At 39.0% G+C, this 22,686-nt stretch carries 23 protein-coding genes and 2 tRNA genes; 9 read left to right on the forward strand and 16 right to left on the reverse strand.

What is annotated here, in order from left to right; genetic code table 11:
* Positions 1–118: 118 nt before the first annotated feature.
* A complete protein-coding gene (locus FBD94_RS24070) occupies positions 119–3,013 on the forward strand; it encodes a DEAD/DEAH box helicase (protein WP_136882109.1) in 2,895 nt (964 codons plus the stop codon).
* On the opposite strand, the gene aat is transcribed toward FBD94_RS24070, so the two are convergent.
* Complete coding sequence (gene aat / locus FBD94_RS24075) at positions 3,006–3,641, reverse strand: leucyl/phenylalanyl-tRNA--protein transferase (protein WP_136882110.1); 636 nt, start codon at positions 3,639–3,641, stop codon at positions 3,006–3,008. The two genes, FBD94_RS24070 and aat, sit on opposite strands and share 8 nt — an antisense overlap.
* Before the next feature lie 114 nt (positions 3,642–3,755).
* Between aat and FBD94_RS24080 the strand changes: the two genes are divergently transcribed.
* Positions 3,756–4,124 (forward strand): YccF domain-containing protein, encoded by a 369-nt coding sequence (locus FBD94_RS24080; protein ID WP_131612031.1) that lies wholly within the window; start codon positions 3,756–3,758, stop codon positions 4,122–4,124.
* A gap of 4 nt (positions 4,125–4,128) precedes the next feature.
* Here FBD94_RS24080 and FBD94_RS24085 read toward each other — a convergent pair whose 3' ends face one another.
* Complete coding sequence (locus FBD94_RS24085) at positions 4,129–5,109, reverse strand: App1 family protein (RefSeq protein ID WP_131612033.1); 981 nt, start codon at positions 5,107–5,109, stop codon at positions 4,129–4,131.
* Positions 5,110–5,164: 55 nt separating this feature from the next.
* Here FBD94_RS24085 and FBD94_RS24090 point away from each other — a divergent pair, with 55 nt between their 5' ends.
* The gene (locus tag FBD94_RS24090; protein WP_136882111.1) at positions 5,165–6,040 is read left to right on the forward strand and encodes a diacylglycerol/lipid kinase family protein; all 876 of its coding nucleotides are present in this window, start codon (positions 5,165–5,167) and stop codon (positions 6,038–6,040) included.
* A gap of 16 nt (positions 6,041–6,056) precedes the next feature.
* Here the strand turns inward: FBD94_RS24090 and FBD94_RS24095 are convergent, their stop codons facing one another.
* The 7 genes from FBD94_RS24095 to FBD94_RS24125 form a co-directional block, all read right to left on the reverse strand.
* Positions 6,057–6,707, reverse strand: coding sequence for a TonB family protein (locus tag FBD94_RS24095; RefSeq protein ID WP_136882112.1), 651 nt, complete (start codon positions 6,705–6,707; stop codon positions 6,057–6,059).
* 53 nt (positions 6,708–6,760) lie between these two features.
* The gene (rbfA, locus tag FBD94_RS24100) at positions 6,761–7,138 is read right to left on the reverse strand and encodes a 30S ribosome-binding factor RbfA (RefSeq protein ID WP_131612040.1); all 378 of its coding nucleotides are present in this window, start codon (positions 7,136–7,138) and stop codon (positions 6,761–6,763) included.
* Between the two features lie 18 nt (positions 7,139–7,156).
* Positions 7,157–8,347, reverse strand: a complete 1,191-nt coding sequence (hflX, locus tag FBD94_RS24105) for a GTPase HflX (RefSeq protein ID WP_136882113.1) — start codon at positions 8,345–8,347, stop codon at positions 7,157–7,159.
* A 23-nt stretch (positions 8,348–8,370) separates the two neighbouring features.
* On the reverse strand, positions 8,371–9,162 hold the full coding sequence (gene trpC / locus FBD94_RS24110) for an indole-3-glycerol phosphate synthase TrpC (RefSeq protein ID WP_136882114.1): 792 nt from the start codon (positions 9,160–9,162) through the stop codon (positions 8,371–8,373).
* Positions 9,163–9,164: 2 nt separating this feature from the next.
* Positions 9,165–9,749, reverse strand: a complete 585-nt coding sequence (locus FBD94_RS24115; RefSeq protein WP_169472397.1) for an anthranilate synthase component II — start codon at positions 9,747–9,749, stop codon at positions 9,165–9,167.
* A 4-nt stretch (positions 9,750–9,753) separates the two neighbouring features.
* Positions 9,754–11,160, reverse strand: coding sequence for an anthranilate synthase component I family protein (locus tag FBD94_RS24120; protein ID WP_136882115.1), 1,407 nt, complete (start codon positions 11,158–11,160; stop codon positions 9,754–9,756).
* 375 nt (positions 11,161–11,535) lie between these two features.
* Positions 11,536–11,979, reverse strand: a complete 444-nt coding sequence (locus FBD94_RS24125) for a cytochrome B (protein WP_131612048.1) — start codon at positions 11,977–11,979, stop codon at positions 11,536–11,538.
* 208 nt (positions 11,980–12,187) lie between these two features.
* On the opposite strand from FBD94_RS24125, the gene FBD94_RS24130 reads away from it, so the two are divergent.
* On the forward strand, positions 12,188–12,583 hold the full coding sequence (locus tag FBD94_RS24130) for an iron chaperone (RefSeq protein ID WP_136882116.1): 396 nt from the start codon (positions 12,188–12,190) through the stop codon (positions 12,581–12,583).
* Positions 12,584–12,633: 50 nt separating this feature from the next.
* Here the strand turns inward: FBD94_RS24130 and FBD94_RS26055 are convergent.
* Both FBD94_RS26055 and FBD94_RS26060 read right to left on the reverse strand, forming a co-directional pair.
* Positions 12,634–12,778, reverse strand: a tRNA-Asp gene (locus FBD94_RS26055).
* Between the two features lie 73 nt (positions 12,779–12,851).
* Positions 12,852–12,959, reverse strand: a tRNA-Asp gene (locus FBD94_RS26060).
* 155 nt (positions 12,960–13,114) lie between these two features.
* Between FBD94_RS26060 and FBD94_RS24135 the strand changes: the two genes are divergently transcribed.
* Positions 13,115–13,588, forward strand: coding sequence for an Lrp/AsnC ligand binding domain-containing protein (locus FBD94_RS24135; protein WP_090785720.1), 474 nt, complete (start codon positions 13,115–13,117; stop codon positions 13,586–13,588).
* Positions 13,589–13,832: 244 nt separating this feature from the next.
* Here FBD94_RS24135 and FBD94_RS24140 read toward each other — a convergent pair whose 3' ends face one another.
* From FBD94_RS24140 to panC, 3 genes are all read right to left on the reverse strand, one after another.
* Positions 13,833–14,972 (reverse strand): acyl-CoA dehydrogenase, encoded by a 1,140-nt coding sequence (locus FBD94_RS24140; protein WP_131612050.1) that lies wholly within the window; start codon positions 14,970–14,972, stop codon positions 13,833–13,835.
* 95 nt (positions 14,973–15,067) lie between these two features.
* Positions 15,068–15,418 (reverse strand): aspartate 1-decarboxylase, encoded by a 351-nt coding sequence (gene panD, locus FBD94_RS24145; protein ID WP_131612052.1) that lies wholly within the window; start codon positions 15,416–15,418, stop codon positions 15,068–15,070.
* A 45-nt stretch (positions 15,419–15,463) separates the two neighbouring features.
* A complete protein-coding gene (panC, locus tag FBD94_RS24150; RefSeq protein ID WP_131612054.1) occupies positions 15,464–16,303 on the reverse strand; it encodes a pantoate--beta-alanine ligase in 840 nt (279 codons plus the stop codon).
* Between the two features lie 152 nt (positions 16,304–16,455).
* Between panC and FBD94_RS24155 the strand changes: the two genes are divergently transcribed.
* From FBD94_RS24155 to glmS, 3 genes are all read left to right on the forward strand, one after another.
* Complete coding sequence (locus FBD94_RS24155; protein WP_225874830.1) at positions 16,456–17,280, forward strand: glycogen/starch synthase; 825 nt, start codon at positions 16,456–16,458, stop codon at positions 17,278–17,280.
* Between the two features lie 23 nt (positions 17,281–17,303).
* Positions 17,304–18,749, forward strand: coding sequence for a DUF4270 domain-containing protein (locus tag FBD94_RS24160; protein ID WP_136882117.1), 1,446 nt, complete (start codon positions 17,304–17,306; stop codon positions 18,747–18,749).
* Positions 18,750–18,833: 84 nt separating this feature from the next.
* Positions 18,834–20,672: a glutamine--fructose-6-phosphate transaminase (isomerizing) gene (gene glmS / locus FBD94_RS24165; RefSeq protein ID WP_131612060.1), complete on the forward strand. Its 1,839-nt coding sequence runs from the start codon at positions 18,834–18,836 to the stop codon at positions 20,670–20,672.
* Positions 20,673–20,719: 47 nt separating this feature from the next.
* Here the strand turns inward: glmS and FBD94_RS24170 are convergent, their stop codons facing one another.
* Both FBD94_RS24170 and mutY read right to left on the reverse strand, forming a co-directional pair.
* Positions 20,720–21,145, reverse strand: a complete 426-nt coding sequence (locus FBD94_RS24170) for a single-stranded DNA-binding protein (protein ID WP_131612062.1) — start codon at positions 21,143–21,145, stop codon at positions 20,720–20,722.
* A gap of 3 nt (positions 21,146–21,148) precedes the next feature.
* Positions 21,149–22,210 (reverse strand): A/G-specific adenine glycosylase, encoded by a 1,062-nt coding sequence (gene mutY, locus FBD94_RS24175; RefSeq protein WP_136882118.1) that lies wholly within the window; start codon positions 22,208–22,210, stop codon positions 21,149–21,151.
* Between the two features lie 171 nt (positions 22,211–22,381).
* Here mutY and FBD94_RS24180 point away from each other — a divergent pair, with 171 nt between their 5' ends.
* Positions 22,382–22,684: an HU family DNA-binding protein gene (locus FBD94_RS24180; protein ID WP_090785712.1), complete on the forward strand. Its 303-nt coding sequence runs from the start codon at positions 22,382–22,384 to the stop codon at positions 22,682–22,684.
* Positions 22,685–22,686 lie beyond the last annotated feature (2 nt).

Here is a 22,686-nt window from a genome sequence, read left to right on the forward strand (position 1 = left end):
GACGAACTGAAATAAAAAACAGGTAATAATTCGCCCATTTTATTTGATAGCATTTCAATTTGATGTAAGTTTAAAGATTTTTAAATGCTTACCTCCTGATTGTTTTAATTTTTAGCCAATGTTACGCGTAGATAGCTCCAAACCTTGCAAAATTGTATACTCTATATGTAAACATGCGTATTTGGGCTATTTAATTGAACCTCATATCGTCCAATTAAACCCGCAAGGCGATTTTTCCTTAACTTATCAGCGTGTTTTTTCACATACAGCGAAGGAATTCATCAAACACCTTACTGACACAGACCTTAAGCTGATTAAAATACTGGATGAAACCGAACAAGACTTCATTATCAAGAAATTTCATAAGAAAGCCATCAGACCTGTAGAGTTCTTTAGCAAGTTTTTTAACGACAAGTTTTACGAGAGTGTACGCCCAAAGATTGAAAAAAAACTGTCCGAGGTATTGGAGATCATAAAATTAGAAGGTTCTTTATATCTGATGGATAAAGATGGCTGGCCTGCAGAAAGGAAAATCGAGATTGCCACAGAACCAGCAACAGTCTTATTTCACTTTAGAAGAAATGAAACAGAGACCCGTTATTTTCCTACCATAAAATATCAAGGCCTACGCATCGACTTTATGTTTAAAGAGGCTCAGGTAATTAGTAATCAGCCTGCCTGGTTATTGCTAAACGAGATGCTTTATTTTTTTGAGCAGGATATTGAAGGCAAAAAATTAATGCCTTTTCTAAATAAAAGATTCATCACCATTCCAAAATCTACTGAGGACGCCTATTTTGGGAAATTTGTAGCACCATTAATAGAGAAGTATCATGTTTATGCTGAAGGCTTTGACATTAAAACAGAAAAATACGAGCCAACCCCCATCATTAAAGTAATTTACGTGGATGCAGGAGTTTCTCAGCTACAATTACACTTTAAATATGGTGAACATATGTTTGCTATGGGAAATGAAAAGAAAGTAACTGTTCATCTGGATAAAGATGGCGATAACTATATTTTCACCCGCATCAAAAGGGATGTGACCTGGGAGAAGCAAAAATTCAATTTACTGATTGACCTTGGACTTAAGAAAACAAGCGCACTTTATCATCACCTGGAAGCACCAGTAGATCAGGAAGAGGATCCATCCTATGCAGTTATCAATTGGGTTAACGAACACATGGAGCAGCTTAGTCAGGAAGGCTTCGAAATAGAGCAGCATAAAGGCACTAAACGCTTTTTATTTGCGACGAATAAAATCAGCTTTGACATCAAAGAAGACAACGACTGGTTTGACATCAATGCTATTGTTTATTTTGGCAGTCACCCCATTCCATTTATCGCCCTAAAACAACATATTCTTCATAAAAAAAGAGAGTTCCTATTACCCGACGGATCAATCGCCATCATTCCCGACAAGTGGTTTACCCAATATGGAAGCCTCTTTAGCCTATCTGATGGTGGAAAGGCGCTTAAGCTCAAAAAACACCATATCGGCTTGATCAATGAATTGGCTGAAGACAGTTTAGCGAATATCACTTTAAGTCGGAAGCTTCAAAAACTGAATGACTTTGAAAATATAACTGATACGCAGATGCCTGTTCATTTTAAAGGTGATTTACGAGGTTATCAGAAAGCAGGTTACAACTGGTTTAGCTTTTTAAGGGAGTATAATTTTGGAGGCTGTTTAGCTGACGATATGGGTTTGGGTAAAACCATCCAAACATTGGCCATGTTGCAAAAACTAAAGGAAGAGGATCAGGAGCAATCCAAACACAGCACTTCCTTAATCGTTATGCCAACATCGCTGATATACAACTGGCTTAATGAGGCAAAGAAGTTTACACCTAAGCTAAAGATTCACGCGCATATTGGAACCGCCAGAAATAAAGATGTTGGCCGTTTTTCCGATTTCGACATCATCATTACGACCTATGGCATTACGCGGGTAGATATAGATGTTCTCAAAGAATTCTACTTCAGTTACATCATACTCGATGAGAGTCAGAACATTAAAAACCCCACTTCTAAATCTTTCAAAGCGGTAAGAGCACTCAAATCAAGGCATAAATTGATCCTCAGCGGTACGCCTGTCGAAAATTCTGTAAGCGACCTTTGGACACAGCTAACGTTTTTAAATCCAGGATTACTAGGCACACAAGCCTTCTTCAACGAAGAATATGTACAGGCTATTGAGAAGAGAAAAGACGAGGATAAGGCCCGGAAATTACAGGCTATCATTAAACCTTTTGTTCTGCGTAGAACAAAGGAGCAAGTGGCTGCCGAGCTGCCATCAAAAACAGAACAGATCTTTTACTGTAACATGAGTGAAGATCAGGCTGCGTATTATGAGAAAACCAAATCGGCCTACAGGAATGATCTGCTGAATAGCATGGGCGATGGAACGTACGCAAAAAAACAGGTACAACTCTTGCAGGGACTTACGGCCTTGCGACAGCTGGCCAATCATCCTGTAATGGTTGATCACAACTATACTTCCGACTCTGGCAAGTTCGAAAACGTAGTACATACACTCGACAATGTGCTTAAAGGCGGACATAAAGTTCTTATTTTCTCTCAGTTTGTAAAGCATCTCGTTATCTTCAAGCAATATCTTGATGATGAAAAAATTCCATTTGCATACCTTGATGGCGGAACTAAAAACCGCGGCGAAATTGTAGCCGAATTTCAGCAAAATACAGAACTAAAGGTTTTCTTAATCTCCATAAAGGCCGGCGGAGTTGGATTAAACTTAACTCAGGCTGATTATGTGTTTATCCTTGACCCTTGGTGGAACCCTGCAGTTGAACAACAAGCGATTGACCGTACCCATAGAATTGGACAGGACAAAAAAGTGTTTATTTATAAGTTCATTGCAAAAGATACGGTAGAAGAAAAGATCCTGGCCCTTCAGAACCGTAAAAAGAGGCTCGCCAGCTCCTTAATTACTACCGAGGAAAGCTTCTTCAAGTCATTAACTAAAGATGACATTAGCGAGCTGCTTAAATAGTTTTTAAGCAATCTGCATACGCGGCGTTGCTAATCATCTCGGCTCCTAAGCTCATCAAATGATCATTGGGGAGCTGACAATCTATCATCGCAAAATCCTTGTTCTGGCAAAGCCAGATCAGGGCACATTTAGAGGCATTGCTTACTTTACTAAACATACTTTCTCCGCAAAAGATCTGATTCATCTGAACACCATATAAGCCCCCAACCAATACCTCATCCCGCCATACTTCTACACTATGCGCATGCCCACGCCTGTGCAATTCTATATAAGCCTCTTGCATTTGCTGAGTTATCCATGTGCCGTCCTGATCTTTTCTACCAATCTTGGCACAACTTTCTATCACTTCTTTAAAAGATTGATCGTAAGTAACCTTAAAAGCGCCGGATTTAAGCAGCTTAGACATGCTTTTGCTGATCACTACATTTCCAGGAAAAATTACACACCGTTCCATTGGTGCATACCAGCATATTGGGTCGCCTTCACTAAACCAGGGAAAAATCCCATGCTTATAGGCCAGCATAAGTCTTTCGGCGCTCAGATCACCGCCTATTGCCAATAACCCATCTGGATCGGCCAGTTCTGGCCTCGGGAAAACAATTTCATTATCGTCTAACTTAAAAACCATACGCAATATTACACACTAAAAACATGATGTCAATAGCCTCATTTTATAATCGTCAAAAAAAATTACTACGCTGTAACTAACCTTTCCCTATTTCATCTTAATTTAAAAAATAAAATGAACTTAATTGGTAATATTATCTGGATAGTTTTTGGAGGCATATTTATATTCTTTGAATACATAATTGGTGGCTTAATCCTTTGTCTAACAATTATCGGTATCCCTTTTGGCTTACAATGTTTCAAATTTGCATTTGTAGGCCTCGCTCCTTTTGGCGTTAAAATAACCGACACCTCCTCAAATACAGGCTGCCTGTCTACAATTATGAATGTTATATGGCTAATTTTTGGGGGCTTCTGGATTGCACTTACCCACCTAGTTTTCGGATTACTCTTTTGTATTACAATTATAGGAATACCTTTTGGTAGACAACATTTCAAATTGATGAACCTTGCCTTTACTCCTTTTGGCAAATCGATTAGTTAAATCGCTAAACCGAAATAAGCCCCGTCATGACGGCATATTCAATGGCATCACTACTCTTATCGAACAAGCAGGTTTTAATACCTTGAGCCTTCTCAATTTCATCGAGAAGCCTTCTAGTTTCAACTTCCTTCTCTTTACGAATATTGCGTATATATATAGCAGCTATTTTTTCAGGGTATTTGCGGGCAATAGTGGTGTAGATGAGCGGATCTTGTTGGCTGTTATCTCCAAAAAAAACAAACTTCTGATTGGGGAACGCCTCCAAAATACGCATAACCCTTATCAGCTTCCCATCATGTCCGGTTTTACCTGTTTTAATCAAATCTCTCCATCGTTTAATCTGATTTAGCAAAAAAGTGCCTTCGGGCAACCCGTTAAATCTAAAAGTCTCTACGAGATAATTGTACAAGTTCCACTCACTACTCGATACATAAAAAAAAGGATTAGGGTGTCCCAGATCTGTATGTGATAAAGCCAGTTTATTATAAAGTGATCGCGTATCTGCAAATGTTTTACGGGTTCTGGGGTTTTTAATAAACAATTCTCTAAGCCTACGGCCAATTGTAGCAGAATGAGAAATCATTATCGTATCATCAATGTCAGAAACAAAAGCAAATTGAGTAATGTGAGGAACATAAACTAATCCATCATCTTCGGCAAGAACCACATCATTTTGACCTAGGGCTGCCACCTTAACACCATGCCACCCAGCAATGACATTTTTATCTGCCTCCCACTCAAATCTAAAAAAGCCATCATATTCTGTATGCCCATAAACTGTTTGGCCGTAAAATTGTAACCTAACTTTTATAAAGGGATAGGGTTTAAGTATAAAAAGCTTTATCAGATGAATGATGTTTGTAAATAGGTTATCACTATAAACTTGCCTGTTTTTAGCTTTAAAACGAAAAACATGTCCGTACACAACCAAATTGTGTGTATGCCCATAACCGTGGTATACTATAACGTTAACAGATTTATTCATTACTAATTAAAACAGGTTACGGTAGTAGTTGTTTGTTATATTAAGTATTTAACTGATGGATAAAGAAACTTCGAAACTAAAATTACTGTTTATTGTAAATCCCGGTTCCGGAGTTGGAGAAATAAATTTCAATGAACTCGTAACTGCATACTTTACCGATAGTCACCATCATTTTGAATTATACGAACTACCTAAAAACTGCGCACTGGAAAAAATTAAGGCTATTATTCATAAATCAAAAGCCGATCGGGTTATTGCTGTTGGTGGAGATGGGACCTTGAAAATGGTTTCTGAGTGTTTACTTCAAACAGATACACCAATTGGGATAATTCCTACGGGATCAGCCAACGGCATGGCCAGAGAATTAGGCATACCATTAGAGATTAATGAGGCCCTAAATGTTGCTGTAAACGGCAGACCCAAAAAGATTCATGCAACAATGGCAAATGGGGAGCTGTGTATACACCTTGCAGATATTGGATTTAATGCATACCTCGTTAAAAAGTTCGACAATATATCACACCGGGGCATGCTTGGATACGCAAAAGCTGCCTTGACTGCTTTATGGAGCCACAACAAAATGCATGTGGAGTTTAAGATAAAAGATCAGATTATTCGATCACAAGCGGCAATGGTGGTAATTGCAAATGCAACCATGTACGGGACCGGTGTTAAAATTAACCCCGAAGGAAAATTAGACGATGATCTTTTCGAAATAATCCTAGTTAAGAAGTACTCAGTAATGGAAATCTTAAAACTCAGATTTACTAACTTACCTTTCAATCCAAAAAACATCGAATCCTTTCAGACCAAAAGCCTTACCATTAAAACAACACGCAGAGTTCACTTTCAAGTAGACGGGGAATATATTGGAAAAGTAACTGGCATTAAGGCTCATATTATTGAAGACGCGATCAACATCATTAACTAACAAAAAGAACTGCAAGTTATTTACAATATTTTTCCAGCATTTCATTTGCCAGATCCGAGCCCATGTATTTTACAAAAAGGAAGTCTTCACAGGCGCCTTGTTTATCTTTTTGCTTAATCTTTTTAAGACCATCCGATATTCGTTCCTTAAAGTAGTCATCGTTATAGCCTAATTCCTCTTTTAAAGCAACAAACCTGGGCTCTTCTTCTTTTCTGTAAGTTCCCTTTTCTTTGTTTTTATAAAAATTTTGGATACTATTTGCAAGGTCTTCGCTCGTTTTGTACGCAATAATAGCCCTTTTAATCTCTTCAGGGTTCTTTTGATCACAATCGTAACCGGAAAGGTTAAATTTTATCGGTGCAATAAGAGATACGGTTGTATCGTGATCTTGGGGCACAATCCATTTGCCACTGCTCATTCTGATTAGTCTTAGCGCTTCATCATCCAAATCAGTGCCTATGCCAGAACTCACTTTCGAATCATATACTTCGCCGCCCTTATTTACTTTAAAGCTAATGATTACCGTCCCCTGAATACAATTGTGTAAGGAATAGCGAGGGTAGATGTTATTGGCCGTAACAAACTTTTCAAGCCCACCTTTCATTACAGGCTGGGCTTTTAGGGTAAATGCTGATAAAACAAAAAATGCTAAAAGAATCTTTGTCATATACTAATTTACGCTTTTTAAATCAAAGCAATTTAAAAACGGAGCGATTAAAATTATTCCTCTTCGCTTCCGCTTTCTTTACGGTCTTTGGAGATTTTATCGAACAGCTTATCCATGTGTTCAACATACTCATTGGTATCATCTACAAAAAACGTAAGCGTTGGAATTACACGGGCCTGGTGACGAATCCTTCCCCCTAGTTTATACCTGATTTCTCCCGCATGTGAATTGACTTCAGCAACCGACAAACTGGTATTATTAGTATTCAAAAAGCTTAAATAAACCTTTGCAACAGCAAGATCCGGAGACACCCGCACCTTGGTAATGGTAACCAATGTATTTGGCAAATATGCCGCTCCTTCACGCTGAAAAATTGCAGCTAACTCTTCTTGTAATAACCCGGCAAATTTCTGTTGACGTTTACTTTCCATAATGGTTCCTTTCTTCTATTAATATAACAACTTATCATAAGGATAGCGCTCTGTGTGTATAACACGAACTTTATCATACAATAACTGTCTAAATTCCTCTAAATTCTCTTTGTGCAGGGCAGAAATAAATAGGGAAGGTGTATTCTCAGCCCCCATCCAGCTCCTTTTAAAATCTTCTAACGTAAGCACAAGCTGTTCCTCATCTTCATGGTCAGGCTGAGGACTCACATAGGCGTCAATTTTATTAAACACCATAATGGTTTCCTTATCCCTGGCTCCCAGATCTTTCAATGTCTCGTTTACCACATTGATCTGGTCCTCGAAATTGGGATGTGAAACATCCACCACATGAATTAAAATATCCGCTTCACGTACCTCATCTAGTGTCGATTTAAAACACTCCACAAGATGATGTGGTAATTTCCTGATAAAACCAACCGTATCCGACAATAAGAATGGTACATTTTCGATTACCACCTTACGAACCGTTGTATCCAGCGTAGCAAAAAGCTTGTTCTCTGCAAACACTTCCGATTTCGATAGCATATTCATGATGGTCGATTTACCCACATTGGTATAACCAACCAGGGCAATACGAATCAATTCGGTACGGTTTTTACGCTGTGTTTCGTTCTGCTTATCGATCAACTTTAAGCGACCTTTCAAAAGGGCGATCTTTTCGAGAATCATCCTTCTATCACTCTCAATCTGTGTTTCACCTGGCCCACGCATACCAATACCACCCTTTTGGCGCTCAAGGTGAGTCCATAATCGGGTTAAACGAGGTAATAAATACTGCAATTGTGCCAATTCTACCTGCGTTTTTGCCTGAGCAGTTTGTGCTCTACCAGCAAAAATATCCAGAATAAGGTTGCTTCGGTCTAATACTTTAACCTGCAGTTCCCTTTCTATATTTTTAAGTTGTGATGGCGAAAGTTCGTCATCAAACACAACCATATCAATTTCTTCTGACTTTACATAAGCCGCTATTTCTTCTAGCTTACCAGTACCTACAAAAGTTGAGCGGTCTGGCTTCAGCATTTTTTGGGTAAATTCATGCACCACCACACCACCAGCTGTATCTACCAAAAAGGCCAGCTCATCCAGATATTCCCTGGTTTCTTCAGGCTTTTCACCAGGCCTGATCACTCCTACAAGTACTGCTCGTTCTTGCTTAAGTGCCGTATCGTAATATTTCTGTTTTCCCATCTTAAAGTGCAAAGATACAAAAGTTATACCGAGATCAGCTGTCGTGCGAAGTCTTGCATAGCCAAACCCGGATTACTTGTCTTCATAAAGTTCTCTCCAATCAGGAAGCCATGGAAACCAGCAGCCCTTAGTTCTTTAATCGTTTCTGGCGCACTTATGGCACTTTCTGAGATCTTCATAAACTCATTAGGTATTTGATTTACCAAATCAAAAGAAGTTTGAATATTTACAGTAAAATCGGCCAGGTTACGGTTATTTACCCCAATCGCATCTAAATCTTTACAAATACTGCGCTGCAACTCTTCCAGATTATGTACTTCAAGCAGCACATTTAGACCCAGGCTCTTCGCCAACGCAGATAGATTTTTAATCTCTGCAGGGGTCAAAATCGCCGCGATCAATAAAATCAGATCAGCACCCAAAGCTTTCGCCTCAAGGATCTGGTATTCATCGATCATAAAATCCTTTCTCAAAACAGGGATTTCATTGGCTGCTCTTGCTGCCAGTAAGTCGTTGGTATGACCACCAAAGAAATTCACATCCGTAAGCACAGAAAGTGCTGAAGCTCCCGCAGCAGCATAAGCATGGGTAACTTCTTCTACTGTTACCTGGTCGTTAATGATCCCTTTGGACGGCGATCTACGCTTAAATTCAGCAATAATACCTGTCCGATTTTTATCCAGTAAAAAATCCTTAAACACATACGGATTGCGGTTAAAGTGTAAGCCTGCTTCTAACTGTTTAACAGAAACAGCTTGTTTAGCAGCAGCCACTTCTTCTTTTTTACGCAATACAATTTTATCTAAAATAGTCATATCTAGCTTTCTAACCAGTTTTTCATCATTTGTTTTCCATACTCTGTCAGCACGCTTTCCGGGTGAAATTGAACGCCACGCACATCTAATTCCTTATGACGCAAAGCCATAATCTCTGCATCTATGTCTGTTGCAGTTACCGTAAGGCAATCAGGCAATCCTTCATTGTTCACTACCCATGAATGGTACCGACCTACATTTATGGTCTCTGGGCAGTCCTTAAAAAGCAGCTCCGTTTTATCCAACACTGTAATTGGCGTTGCAATTCCATGCATTGGCCTTCCTAAATTTAACAAGGTTCCACCAAAAGCCTGTGCAATAGCTTGCTGCCCTAAGCAAACACCAAAAATACTTTTGGTTGCAGCGTAAGTCTTAATGACATCCAATAGCAAACCAGCTTCTTCAGGTATGCCGGGTCCTGGGGACAGGATAATTTTATCGAACTGATCTACATCTGCCAAATCAAATTTATCATTTCTCCACACTTCCACTTCTCTGTCCAATTCATTCACCAAGTGGACTAAATTATAGGTAAAGGAGTCGTAGTTGTCGATAACCAATACCTTTTTTTGTATGCTCTTATCCATTTTCTTAAATATCTGTAGCCATCTGTATTGCTTTTCGCAGGGCGGCAATTTTATTATTTACTTCATTCAGCTCATTTACGGCAACAGAATCGGCAACAATGCCCGCTCCTGCCCTGTAATGCAGCTGGTTATTTTTACTCATAAAGGTTCTGATCATGATGGCATGATTAAACTGGTCATTAAAGCCCATATAACCTATTGCACCTGCATAAAAATTACGCCCCAAACCCTCATATTCATCAATCAGTTGCATAGCCCTATACTTGGGTGCACCGCTTAGCGTACCTGCTGGATAAGTATCTGCGACAACCTTAAACGCTGAAACATCTGATTGAAGATTTCCGCTTACCTTCGACACCAAGTGGATCAGGTGAGAATAATACTGCACTTCTTTAAACGATTTTACCTCAACACCATTGCAATGTCTACTCAGGTCATTTCTTGCCAAATCTACCAGCATCACATGCTCTGCGCTTTCTTTCGGATCCTGCTCCAGCTTTTTGGCCAGCTCCGCATCTTCCTCATCATTTCCGGTACGTTTAAAAGTACCCGCAATTGGAAAAATATTAGCCACATTATCCTTTATCGTGATTTGCGCTTCAGGCGAAGAACCAAACAATTTAAAGCTTCCGTAATCAAAATAGAACAGGTAAGGGGATGGATTGATAGATCTTAAACAACGGTACACGTTGAATTCGTCTCCAAGGAAACCTTGATTATATGCGCGGGAAGGTACAATCTGGAATACATCACCACGCAAAATGTGTTTCTTCATTTTCTCCACAATGTCCATAAAGCCCTCGTTACTCATGTTGGACTGCTCCTCGCCATCAATCTTAAAGCTGTACTCCGGGAAATTCTTATTCTGAATAATGTATTCAATCTTTTCCAGATCGTCATTATCATCTCCATTAAAGGTATTCTTAAATAAGGTGATCTCATTTTTAAAGTGATCAATCGCAATGATATATCTGTAAATATGATATTGCATTACTGGAATCTCCTGACCTTTCGGCGTAGTAGCGCTAAACTTAATGTCTTCAAAATGCTGTACGGCATTCCAGGTAAAATATCCAAAGAGTCCGCTTGAAATGTACCTGGTATCTTCAACTACACCCGGTGCAAACTCTGCTTTAAAAGCATCAATTTCTTCGGCCAGTACAAAATCCGTCTTTTCTTCCTTGCGCCCGTCAGGAAAATAAGTGGACAACACATCATTCTGTAATAAAATACCGGCTACTGGCTCGGCACAAACGTAACTCACTGAATTGGAACGACTATGATAGTCCGAACTTTCCAACAAAATGGTGTTTGGAAACACATCCCTTAACCGCAAATAGATGCTCACCGGAGTAGTGGTATCTGCAAGTCTTTTCTTGTAAGTTGTGTTAATTATATAATTAGTCTTCATGTTAACTATTTCTTTAATATTTTTTTTCGTTCTATTAGCACCATCGTCATCCTGAATTTATTTCAGGATCCCGCACTTAAAGTCCTCTTTCTCTTCCGAGATCCTGAAATAAATTCAGGATGACGAGGAGCATACCTGCATCAGCAAACCAAGCATCTGCCCCGTAGGACAAAAAACCTTGAATACAAAAAACCCGACGTGTGGTCTACGTCGGGTTTTAATGTGGTTTGGTTTAGGTTGATAAACTATAAGGTACACAAAGCTACGACTAGACTCTTTTTTAGAGTACTACGCCATTGCCAAGTATGTATATTGTTAATCATATGTCACAAAAATATAAATAAATCTTACAATGCAAAATTAAAATTGTAATTTTTATGAAACACCAAAGAATGAACGGCTAGGATCGGCATTAACCATCGCTACAATTGCAGCAATAATTAGGGCCAGTGCAAGGCCAAAATAAAGCGCAACAGAACGGTGTCTCACCGCTGCATCTGTACCTTTCTTAGATCTCGCATTTCCTACAGTGATTAGAATAATGGCAAAAATCATCATTCCTATGTGTTCCATTTTCCAATAACGACCTATCGCTACGGAGCTATCAATTTTATACCATCCATTCATAAAATAGAGGATTAAACCCATTAAAAGCTGAATGTGCGCAGAGATTAAAGTGAAAAGGTTTACTTTTCTATTTCCTTCAGTATATGGTTTTTTGCCAAGCCATCCAGATAATGCCTGAATAATTGCCACTACCAATAAAATTAAAACCAGGTAACGCCAACCTGAATGTGCGCTTTTTAAAATCTGATACATAATATTTTTTCTTTCAAACTTAACCAATTCCTTCCTGATTAGTATAAAAGCTATATACTAATTGGTATTTAAAATCATTACAAATTAAAAAAAGAAGGGATGAATTAAAGTCTTTTTGCCGTAAACCACCCCAAAATTGTCGCCAACGCCCCCATCAGATCTGGTTAATGCCACCGATATTTGTTTTTCAACATAAAAACAAAAGAAGATGCCTGAAGAAAAAACAAAATTCACCACTGTTGAATCGTACATCAATACGTTCCCTGAAGATGTACAATTTTTATTAGAGGTGATCAGAGAAACTATTAAGGAAAATGCACCGGAGGCAGAAGAAGTGATCAGTTACAACATCCCTGCTTTCAAGTTCCATGGGATGCTTATCTTTTATTCGGCATACAAAAATCACATCTCTATTTCTATTCCCCCATCTAAGGTTTACGATACATTTAAAGATGAATTATCGGATTATAAAGTGAGTACATCAGCGATTCAGCTGCCACTGAATAGGCCATTGCCACTAAAACTGATTAAAGAAATGACAAGATTTAGAGTTAAAGAAAATTTAGAGCTCGCCGAAACGAAAAAGAGCAAAAAAAAAGAGTAATCTCATCCAAGATTACTCGTTTTTAACTAACTTATTATTCATAAAAAAACTGGCTGTTGGGGAAGGAGTCGAACCTTCAAGGGGTAGTTAGCTACAGTTCAAAAATTAATTTGTGGTCAACCCATAAACTGCGTTTATCCATTTATCCCCACCACCGAGACAAGAAGGCGTGTCTGCCAATTTCACCACCCAACATAATTTAAAAGTACAAAATTAATTAAGTAGTAAGATTTTGGTTTAGGTTGATTCTAATCTTACTACTTAATTGCTGTAGGGGAAGGAGTCGAACCTTCAAGGAGTAGTTAGCCCTTACGGGTTTTCCATATTCTCCACCACCGAGACAAGGAGGTGCGTCTGCCAATTTCACCACCCTACAGAGTATAAGCAAATGTTAAAGAACGATTATTTTTTGTTACTTGCTTGATACAAATGTAACAACAACCCTAATACGTTGCAAATATTCTAATCATTTAATTTTATTTTTATCAGATTTATAATTATATTTGATTATCGTTAACAAATATCAAAATCATGCTTAAAAAAGAAAGCCAAAATTTAGAAATTGATAACCTGGATATTGACATCTTAAAACAATTGATGCAAGACGCTACTAAGCCTTACACCGAAATAGCTAAAGATCTGATCGTTTCGGGTGGCACCATACATGTTAGAATGAAAAAACTACAGGAAATGGGCATCATAAAAGGCTCACATTTAATTATTGATCCTCAAAAAGCGGGGTATGACGTTACCGCCTTTTTAGGTATTTACTTAGAAAAAGGGATTCAATATAAGGATGCGGTAGAGCAGCTAAGCAAAATCAAAGAAGTAGTTGAACTTCATTATACGACAGGGGCATATAGTATGTTTGCCAAGATCATCTGTAGGGACACCAGTCACCTTAGACATGTACTAAATGAGGAAATACAGGCCGTACCAGGGATTCAGCGCACAGAAACACTGATTTCATTAGAAGAGAGCATTAGAAGACAGATTGAGTTATAGCACACCTTTGGTAGCTACCTGTCATTGCACCAAACCAGAGCTCTATATTAACTAATAATTAACGGATACTGAACGGCTCCAGCCGTTCAATGTCCGTTCAACACCCGTTCATATGCCGTTAAAGTCCAGTTACCCTTAAGGAGACTGAACTTTCTCAATTGTAGATAAAGTCACTTTATACTATAACAAAAAAGGCCCGCTCGGGGCCTTTTAAACAATCTCAACTATAATCTGTGATATACTCTTATCTAATGATCTCTCTTGAAATCACCATCTTTTGAATTTCTGAAGTTCCCTCGTAAATCTGGGTAATTTTTGCGTCTCGCATCAGGCGCTCAACATGATATTCTTTCACAAACCCATATCCGCCATGGATCTGTACAGCTTCAATAGTGACGTCCATAGCTACTTTAGAGGCGTATAGTTTTGCCATCGAACCAGCTAAGGTATAGGACTGCCCTTGATCTTTTAACCAAGCCGCTTTATAAACTAACAAACGCGCCGCTTCTATTTGCGTAGCCATATCAGCCAACTTAAAGGCGATCGCCTGATGTTCCGCAATTGGCTTACCGAACGATTTACGCTGTTGCGCATACCCTAATGCAAGTTCATACGCTCCAGCAGCAATTCCTAATGCCTGAGCAGCGATACCAATTCTGCCACCTTCAAGTGTTTTCATAGCGAACTTAAAGCCAAAGCCATCCTCACCAATCCTGTTTTCTTTAGGAACCTTAACATCATTAAACATCAATGAATGTGTATCGGAACCACGGATACCCATTTTATTTTCTTTTGGCCCTACAGTAAAGCCTTCCATTCCCTTTTCAACGATAAAAGCATTGATCCCTTTATGTCGTAATGACCTGTCGGTTTGCGCGATAACCAGGTAAGTTGAAGCAGTATTGCCATTGGTAATCCAGTTTTTAGTTCCATTTAACAGGTAGTAGTCACCCATATCTACAGCAGTAGTTTGCTGTGAGGTAGCGTCTGATCCTGCTTCGGGCTCTGATAAACAGAAAGCCCCAATCTTTTCTCCGGCAGCCAATGGCTTTAAATATTTTTCTTTTTGAAAATCAGATCCGTATGATTCCAGTCCGTAGCATACCAGTGAGTTATTGACAGAAACAACCACTGAGGCAGAAGCGTCTATTTTAGACAGCTCTTCCATAACCAGAACATACGACAGGGCATCAAGACCACTGCCATTATATTTTTCTGATACCATCATCCCCAGAAAACCTAGCTCACCTAGCTTTTTTACCTGCTCTGCCGGGAATTTCTGATGCTCATCTCTTTCGATAACTCCAGGTTTTAACTCAGTCTGCGCAAAATCTCTTGCAGCCTGCTGGATCATCAATTGTTCTTCACTTAATTGAAATAGCATAATAATATTGTAAAATAATAAGTTATGGCAAATTTATATATTCTCGCTCATATTACTATGGCTGCATAACATTTTTTTACTTTTATTAATACGAACTATTTCAACAGGTGGTTGTTATCATCGGGGAATACTAGAATTGGATGGTATTTCTTAGCTTCTTCTATTGGCAAAGATCCGTAAGACATAATAATCAGAATGTCGCCAACCTGAACCTTTCTAGCGGTAGCTCCATTTAAGCAAATGGTACCACTACCACGTGCGCCTTTAATCACATAAGTTTCAAAGCGCTCGCCATTATTGTTATTTACTATCTGTACTTTTTCATTTGGAATGATGTGGGCTGCGTCCATCAAATCTTCATCGATGGTAATGCTTCCAACATAGTGCAGTTCCGCCTGTGTTACTCTAACACGGTGAATTTTCGATTTTAATATCTCGATAATCATAACGCAAAGTTAACCAATTTTATGGATGGGAGGTTTTTTCTATTTTCAATTCAGTATCATATTATCAATAAGGCGGGTCTGTCCTACCTTAGCAGCAACCAATGCTACAATATCATGATGTTTTTTATCTTCTTCGGGTAGCAGCGTAGCTCCATTAGCAATGGTAAAATAATCGAGCTCCACACCTGGTGTTCCATTGATCAGCTTTTTTGCCGCTTCCAGCAATACAGGAATGCTGTGTGTAGAGAAATTATCTTTCACATAAGTCAACGCTTTGCTAAGCACAAGTGCATTTTCCCGATCTTCAGCCGAAAGATGGATGTTTCTTGAACTCATCGCCAAACCATCGTCCTCCCTGATAATAGGACATGAAACAATCTGAACAGGCAGATTAAATTCGGAAACCATGTTTTTAATCATTAGCACTTGCTGAAAATCTTTCTGGCCAAAGAAGGCAATATCAGGATTTACAGCATCAAACAGCTTCTTAACAATCTGAGTTACGCCTTGATAATGTCCTTTTCTAAATTCGCCCTCTAAAAGAAACTCTGCTGGCCCAAGGTCTATATGCCATTCTTCAGGTTTAGGATACATTTCTGTAACCGAAGGCATAAACACAACATTACATCCTGCTTCTTGCAGCATTTTCATGTCATGTTCCAACGGACGCGGATATTTTTCCAGGTCTTTAGGATCAGTAAACTGAGTAGGATTTACAAAAATACTGCAAACCACGACATCAGCCTGTTGCTGCGCTATTTTTATAAGCGATACGTGTCCTTTATGCAATGCGCCCATTGTTGGGACCAATGCAATTTTCTGTTTGGCCAACTTAATTGGCTCAAGCAGCGACTTTAATGCCGCTATAGTATTTATGACTTTCAAACTAGCTGGTAAAATTTCAAGGGGCAAAGTTGGTTATTTATCCATTCCCAACAAAACATCTTGCGTATATTATTGATAAATGTTATTATTTTGCTTACCTTTGCCCCTTGATAATCTTTTCTTTAACATAAATTTTTATTTAGAATATGGAGATGGCAAAAACGAAGCTACTGATTGTTACACACGAGATGTCGCCTTTCCTTGAACTCACAAAGATTTCTGAAATTACCCGTCAATTACCACAGGCAATGCAGGATAAAGGATTTGAGATCCGCATTTTGATGCCGAGGTTTGGGAATATTAATGAAAGAAGGAACAGATTGCACGAGGTGATTCGTCTTTCAGGAATGAACATCATTATTGATGACAATGACAATCCCTTAATCATTAAGGTGGCTTCTATCCCCGCTGCCCGTATGCAGGTTTACTTCCTTGACAATGAAGACTATTTTCAGCGCAAGTATGTATTCAGGGATAAAGAGAACAAGTTTTACGCAGACAATGACGAAAGAACGATCTTCTTTTGTAAAGGCGCACTTGAAACCGTTAAGAAATTAGGCTGGGCTCCTGATATTGTTCATTGCCACGGCTGGATGACTTCATTGGTACCTGCGTATATCAAAACGACTTACAAAAACGATCCTACGTTTAAAAACTCTAAGGTAGTTTACTCTATTTATGAAAACTGTTTTACTGAGACTTTAAATGTCGACATGCATAAAAAAGCGATCATGAATTCGATGACCGCTGATGATACGAAGATGTTTGAGAACGCTGATTGTGATGTATTGCATATGGCGGCTGTAACTTACTCTGATGCAGTGGTATTAGCAGACGAAAACATCCATGTTAATGTGTTAAAATTTGTTAAAGATTCTAATAAGCCAACTTTAGCTTATAATTTAACAGAAAATTTTGAAAACTTCTATTCCTTGTATGAGGAGATTTCAAATGAAGAATTGGCTTCACTAGCATAAACTCAGGTATTATTAAATTAAATATGAAATTTACAAAACAAGACTTATTAACCATGTTGATAGGTCTTTTTCTTTTTGCTTCCTGTAAAGACTCCAATACCATAGGTTTGGATCTGGACGATGCTTCTCAAATTAAAGGTGATTTAATGGATACGACTACCGTTACATCGCAAACTTTAAGAGACGATGTAACCTCGGGCGTTTCATTGGCGAGATATCCTTTTGGCTTTATGACTGATGGTGTATTTGGTACATCTTCAGCCAGCATAGCTATGGCTGTTGCCTTACCCAATGCGGACTATAGCACGTATAAATTTGGCACTAATCCTGTGATAGATTCAGCAGTACTAGTTTTACCTTATACGAGCCAGGTTTATGGGGATACAACAACATCCGTGTATACGGTAAATGTGGAGCAGCTTACCCTTGATTTATCGAAAGAGAAGACATACCAGAGTGATAAAAACTGGCCAGTTGACGCTACCGTTGGAACTTTCAGCGGCAAAATCAGACCAACCACTAAGACATCTATTACCACTGTTGTTAAAGGAGGCCCAGATACTTTAGTAAAAGTAGTCCCTCAGATGAGGATCAAATTGACTAATGCCTTTATTCAAACGAACATCCTGAATAAAGACTCGCTCACTTTATCAAAACCAAACAATTTTTTCAAATCGTTTAAAGGTTTGAAGGTTTCCGCTACAGCATCGAACAAAGGAGGAATCATGTTCTTCAATTTTGCAGGAACTGATGGCAAACTAGAGATTTATTACAAAAAACAAAATGCAACTACGCCTACTGCGAAGGATACAGTAGCAGTAAGCTTTCCAATTGGGGCTGGCTTAGGTCCTGTAACCGCTACGGTTAATCATGGCTATACTCAAGTTATCCTAGACCAACTTGGCGCAAATCCCCCAGCAACAGACGTAACCTATTTACAAGCGCTGGCGGGATTAAAAAACAAAATATCTTTCCCTTACTTGAAGAATTTTATTGCCGATTTAAAAAAACCGGCAAACGGTGGCAGCCCAAATACTAAAGTGATTGTGAACAAAGCCGAACTGGTAATTGACCTAAATAACAACACTACAGATGTCGTTCCTTTTGGTGCAGCACAGCGACTTGCTTTATACAGATTTGATATTGCTGGTCAAAGGGTAAACGTGCCTGACAATGACAATGGCATACAAAATGTATATGCCGGAGATCCTCGCGCATTGGGCGAAGCTTTGTTTGGCGGTTATTTCGACTCTGTTAGAAACAGATACATATTTACAATCACTGCGTACATTCAAGATCTTTTGGATGGCAAAACTCAGGATTATGGTACGTTTTTAGCGCCGAGCTCGCTTACCGAGTTTAACCTAAGCCCTTCGGTAACTTCTGCTGCACGTTCTATTATTAATAAACATAAAAAGAACCCTGCATCAGGACTGAAACTAAATATTTTCTATACCCAGATAAATTAAATTCATCTGGTTTTGCAGTCAAATCCCCCAAGAATAATTATTTTTGGGGGATTTGTTTTTTACTACCTAATATAAACCTAATATATGTGTGGAATAGTTGGTTACATCGGCCATAGAGAAGCCTGGCCTATAATCCTTAAAGGCCTAAAAAGATTAGAATACCGCGGCTACGACAGCGCTGGCATTGCCTTAATTAACGATTCGGGCTTAAATATTTATAAAAAAGCAGGCAAGGTTCAAGAACTTGAAAACTTTGCGAAGGGTAAAGACCTCACGGGAACTGTAGGAATCGGACATACGAGATGGGCAACACATGGCGCTCCTTCCGACAGGAACTCACATCCGCATACCTCAAACAATGGGAAGCTTACCATCATCCACAACGGAATCATAGAAAACTATGCTACGCTAAAGGAAGAGCTACTAACCAGGGGGCATGAATTTAAAAGTGACACCGACACCGAGGTATTGATCCATTTGATTGAAGAGGTTTACAAGAACGACAATACGGATCTGCTAGAAGCTGTTAGACTCGCCCTAAACGGGGTTAATGGAGCTTATGCAATCGTAGTGATGGACGAAGACCAACCTGGACAACTGATTGCGGCCAGAAAAGGTAGTCCAATGGTAATTGGTGTTGGCGATGGCGAATATTTTATCGCTTCTGATGCCACTCCAATCGTAGAATATACCAAGAATGTAATCTACTTGAACGATAACGAAATTGCTTTTTTAAAGCGCGATGAATTATTGATTAAACGTTTGGATAATGTAATCCAGACACCATATATCCAGGAGCTAGAGCTTAAACTGGAAATGCTTGAAAAAGGCGGCTATGAACATTTCATGCTGAAAGAAATATTCGAGCAGGCGCGTTCTATCAGAGACTGTATGCGTGGCCGGATTTACCCTAACGAAGGAAAAGTACAGCTGGGCGGAATAAAAGAATATGCTGATAAGCTAAAAAATATAGACCGTATCATTATTGTAGCCTGTGGTACGTCTTGGCATGCCGGTCTGGTTGGTGAGTATTTAATTGAAGAGTATGCTCGTATTCCTGTTGAAGTTGAATACGCGTCAGAATTCAGATATAGAAATCCCATCATCACGGAAAAAGATGTGGTGATTGCCATTTCGCAATCTGGAGAAACGGCCGATACCATGGCCGCTATTGAGATGGCAAAAGAAAAAGGAGCGACCATTTTTGGGGTATGTAATGTAGTTGGAGCATCTATCCCAAGACTAACCCATGCAGGTGTTTATACACATGCCGGACCAGAGATTGGTGTAGCTTCTACAAAAGCATTTACTGCGCAGGTTACGGTACTTACCTTGATGGCTTTCTATATGGCTCAACAAAAAGGTACATTAACCCATTCTAAATTAATTGAACTGCTTACGGAATTGGATTGCATACCTGACAAGATTCAGAAAGCACTTGAGTCCAATGACCTGATTAAGGAGATTGCTGAGAAGTTTAAAGATTCCAGAAACTGTTTATTCCTTGGAAGAGGAAGCGGCTTTCCTGTAGCTCTAGAGGGTGCTTTAAAGCTCAAGGAGATCTCTTATATCCATGCAGAAGGTTATCCTGCGGCCGAGATGAAACACGGCCCAATAGCCTTAATCGACGAGGAAATGCCTGTTGTAGTTATTGCTACTAAAAACTCATCGTACGAAAAAGTAATCAGTAACATCCAGGAAGTAAAAGCAAGAAAAGGAATTGTGTTGGCAATTGTTACGGAAGGCGATGTGGAGGTTAGAAAAATGGCAGACTATTGCATAGAGATACCTGATGCAAGTGAGGCGTTTTTACCTTTATTAGCAACCATACCTTTGCAGCTGCTATCGTACCATATTGCTGTACTGAGAGGCTGTAATGTCGATCAGCCAAGGAATCTAGCGAAATCGGTTACTGTAGAATAATCTTATTTAAGGCTGTATCCCGTGATACAGCCTTAATTTTACTTCAGTCAAAACGGCAAATCTCCTGCCGGATCTGTAAGATTTGTATATTCGTTTTCACTTTTCGGTGTTGTGCCTTCGCTACTTACTGGTGGTTCAAAATCGCTTTTCCTACCCAGAATCGTAAAATTCTCAGCAACCACTTCCGTTACATATTTCTTTACCTTTTCTCTATCTTCAAAAGATCTGGTTCGTAATTTTCCCTCAATATATACCAGTTTACCCTTCTGCAAATACTTAGAAGCAACCTCTGCCAATCCCCTCCACAAAACAATATTGTGCCATTCTGTTTGCTCTATCCTTTTGCCATCTTTGTTATAGGTTTCTGATGTTGCCAGCGGGAAACTGGCCACAGTTACGCCCCCGTCTAAATGTCTTACTTCAGGATCTTTGCCTAAATGTCCGACTAAAATAACTTTGTTAATACCTGACATGAATTATGGTTTTTCTAAGTAATTAAAATGCGTATTCATAAAATTCGTGATCACTTTTGGTTGCGGCAATTCGTCAAACTCCCTAAGTGTGACCCATTTTATTTCTGCATCCTGATTAAAGTTAATGATATAATTATCTAAACCAAAAAATTGAACATATATAGTTTGGTGCGTCAATAAATGTTTTTGCTGACTTAAAGCAGTAACATTACAATCCTTTCCAAAGATATTTCCCAGCTGTTCTGAAAAATTTTGTTGATCTTCTTGATAATTTTCTAAAGTTTCTACCAGTGGAAAATCATACAACTCCTGCCAGATATCACCGGCACTACGTTTTTTGACGAGGATATTTTCGTCGCTCTGGCAGATGAGATAATTAAAATAGCGGGTGCGCTTTTTTAATTTATTAAGCTTAACGGGAAGCATGCTAACAAGATTATTCTTGCTCGCTTCACATCCAGACTGAACAGGGCAAACACTACAATTTGGTGATTTCGGTTTACACTGCAAAGCGCCAAACTCCATAATCGCCTGGTTATATATCGCCGCTTCCTGATCTGTGATCAGCGCTTGTGCCAACTCCAAAAATTGTTTCTTGCCGCCACTGCTATTTATAGGTTCATCGATGCCAAAATAACGAGACAATACCCTAAACACATTTCCATCCAATACTGCTTTTGATTCGTTAGCTGAAAATGAGGCAATCGCCGCCGCTGTATACTCGCCAACCCCCTTAAGTTTAATTAACTCATCGTACTTAGTCGGGAATTTTCCATTATGAAGATCCTGCACCTGTTTGGCGGTAAAAAGCATATTTCTACCTCTTGAATAATACCCCAGTCCCTGCCAAAGCTTAAGTATTTGCGTTTCTGAAGCCGCTGCAAAATCCAGAACTGTGGGGTAATGCTGCAAAAAGCGGTTAAAGTAAGGCAAGCCCTGCTCTACACGGGTTTGCTGCAAAATAACTTCAGATAACCAGATAATGTATGCATCTTTGGTGTCCCGCCAAGGGAGCGCTCTCTTATGTTTTAGGTACCAGTTTACGATTTCAGATTGAAAACTCATGGTGGTAAAAATACGGCGTAATTATTTGATTTTAGCAAAACTTGCAATCCAGTGATAGAAGATCTGACAAATAAATCATCTTTTATTTTCCTATCTCATTAAAAAGCAATACTTTTGCAGCCCAAAACATTTATAAAATACAACACACAGTAAATTAATAAAACAAAAAATATGACTAAGGCAGATATTATTTCAGAAATATCAACGAAAACAGGAATTGAAAAGGTAGATGTACAAGAAACCGTTGAGGCATTTTTCAAGGTCATCAAAAATAGTATGATCGGTGGCGAAAATGTATACGTGAGAGGTTTTGGTAGCTTTGTTGTAAAAAAGAGAGCCCAAAAAACTGCAAGAAATATTTCAAAAAATACAGCGATTATTATCCCTGAGCACTTTGTACCAAGTTTCAAACCAGCAAAAGTATTTGTTGACAAAGTGAAAAGCAACACAAAAAAACTTAGCGTAGAAGCTTAATA

Source organism: Pedobacter hiemivivus, assembly GCF_005144565.1.
Classification (GTDB): Bacteria; Bacteroidota; Bacteroidia; order Sphingobacteriales; family Sphingobacteriaceae; genus Pedobacter; species Pedobacter hiemivivus.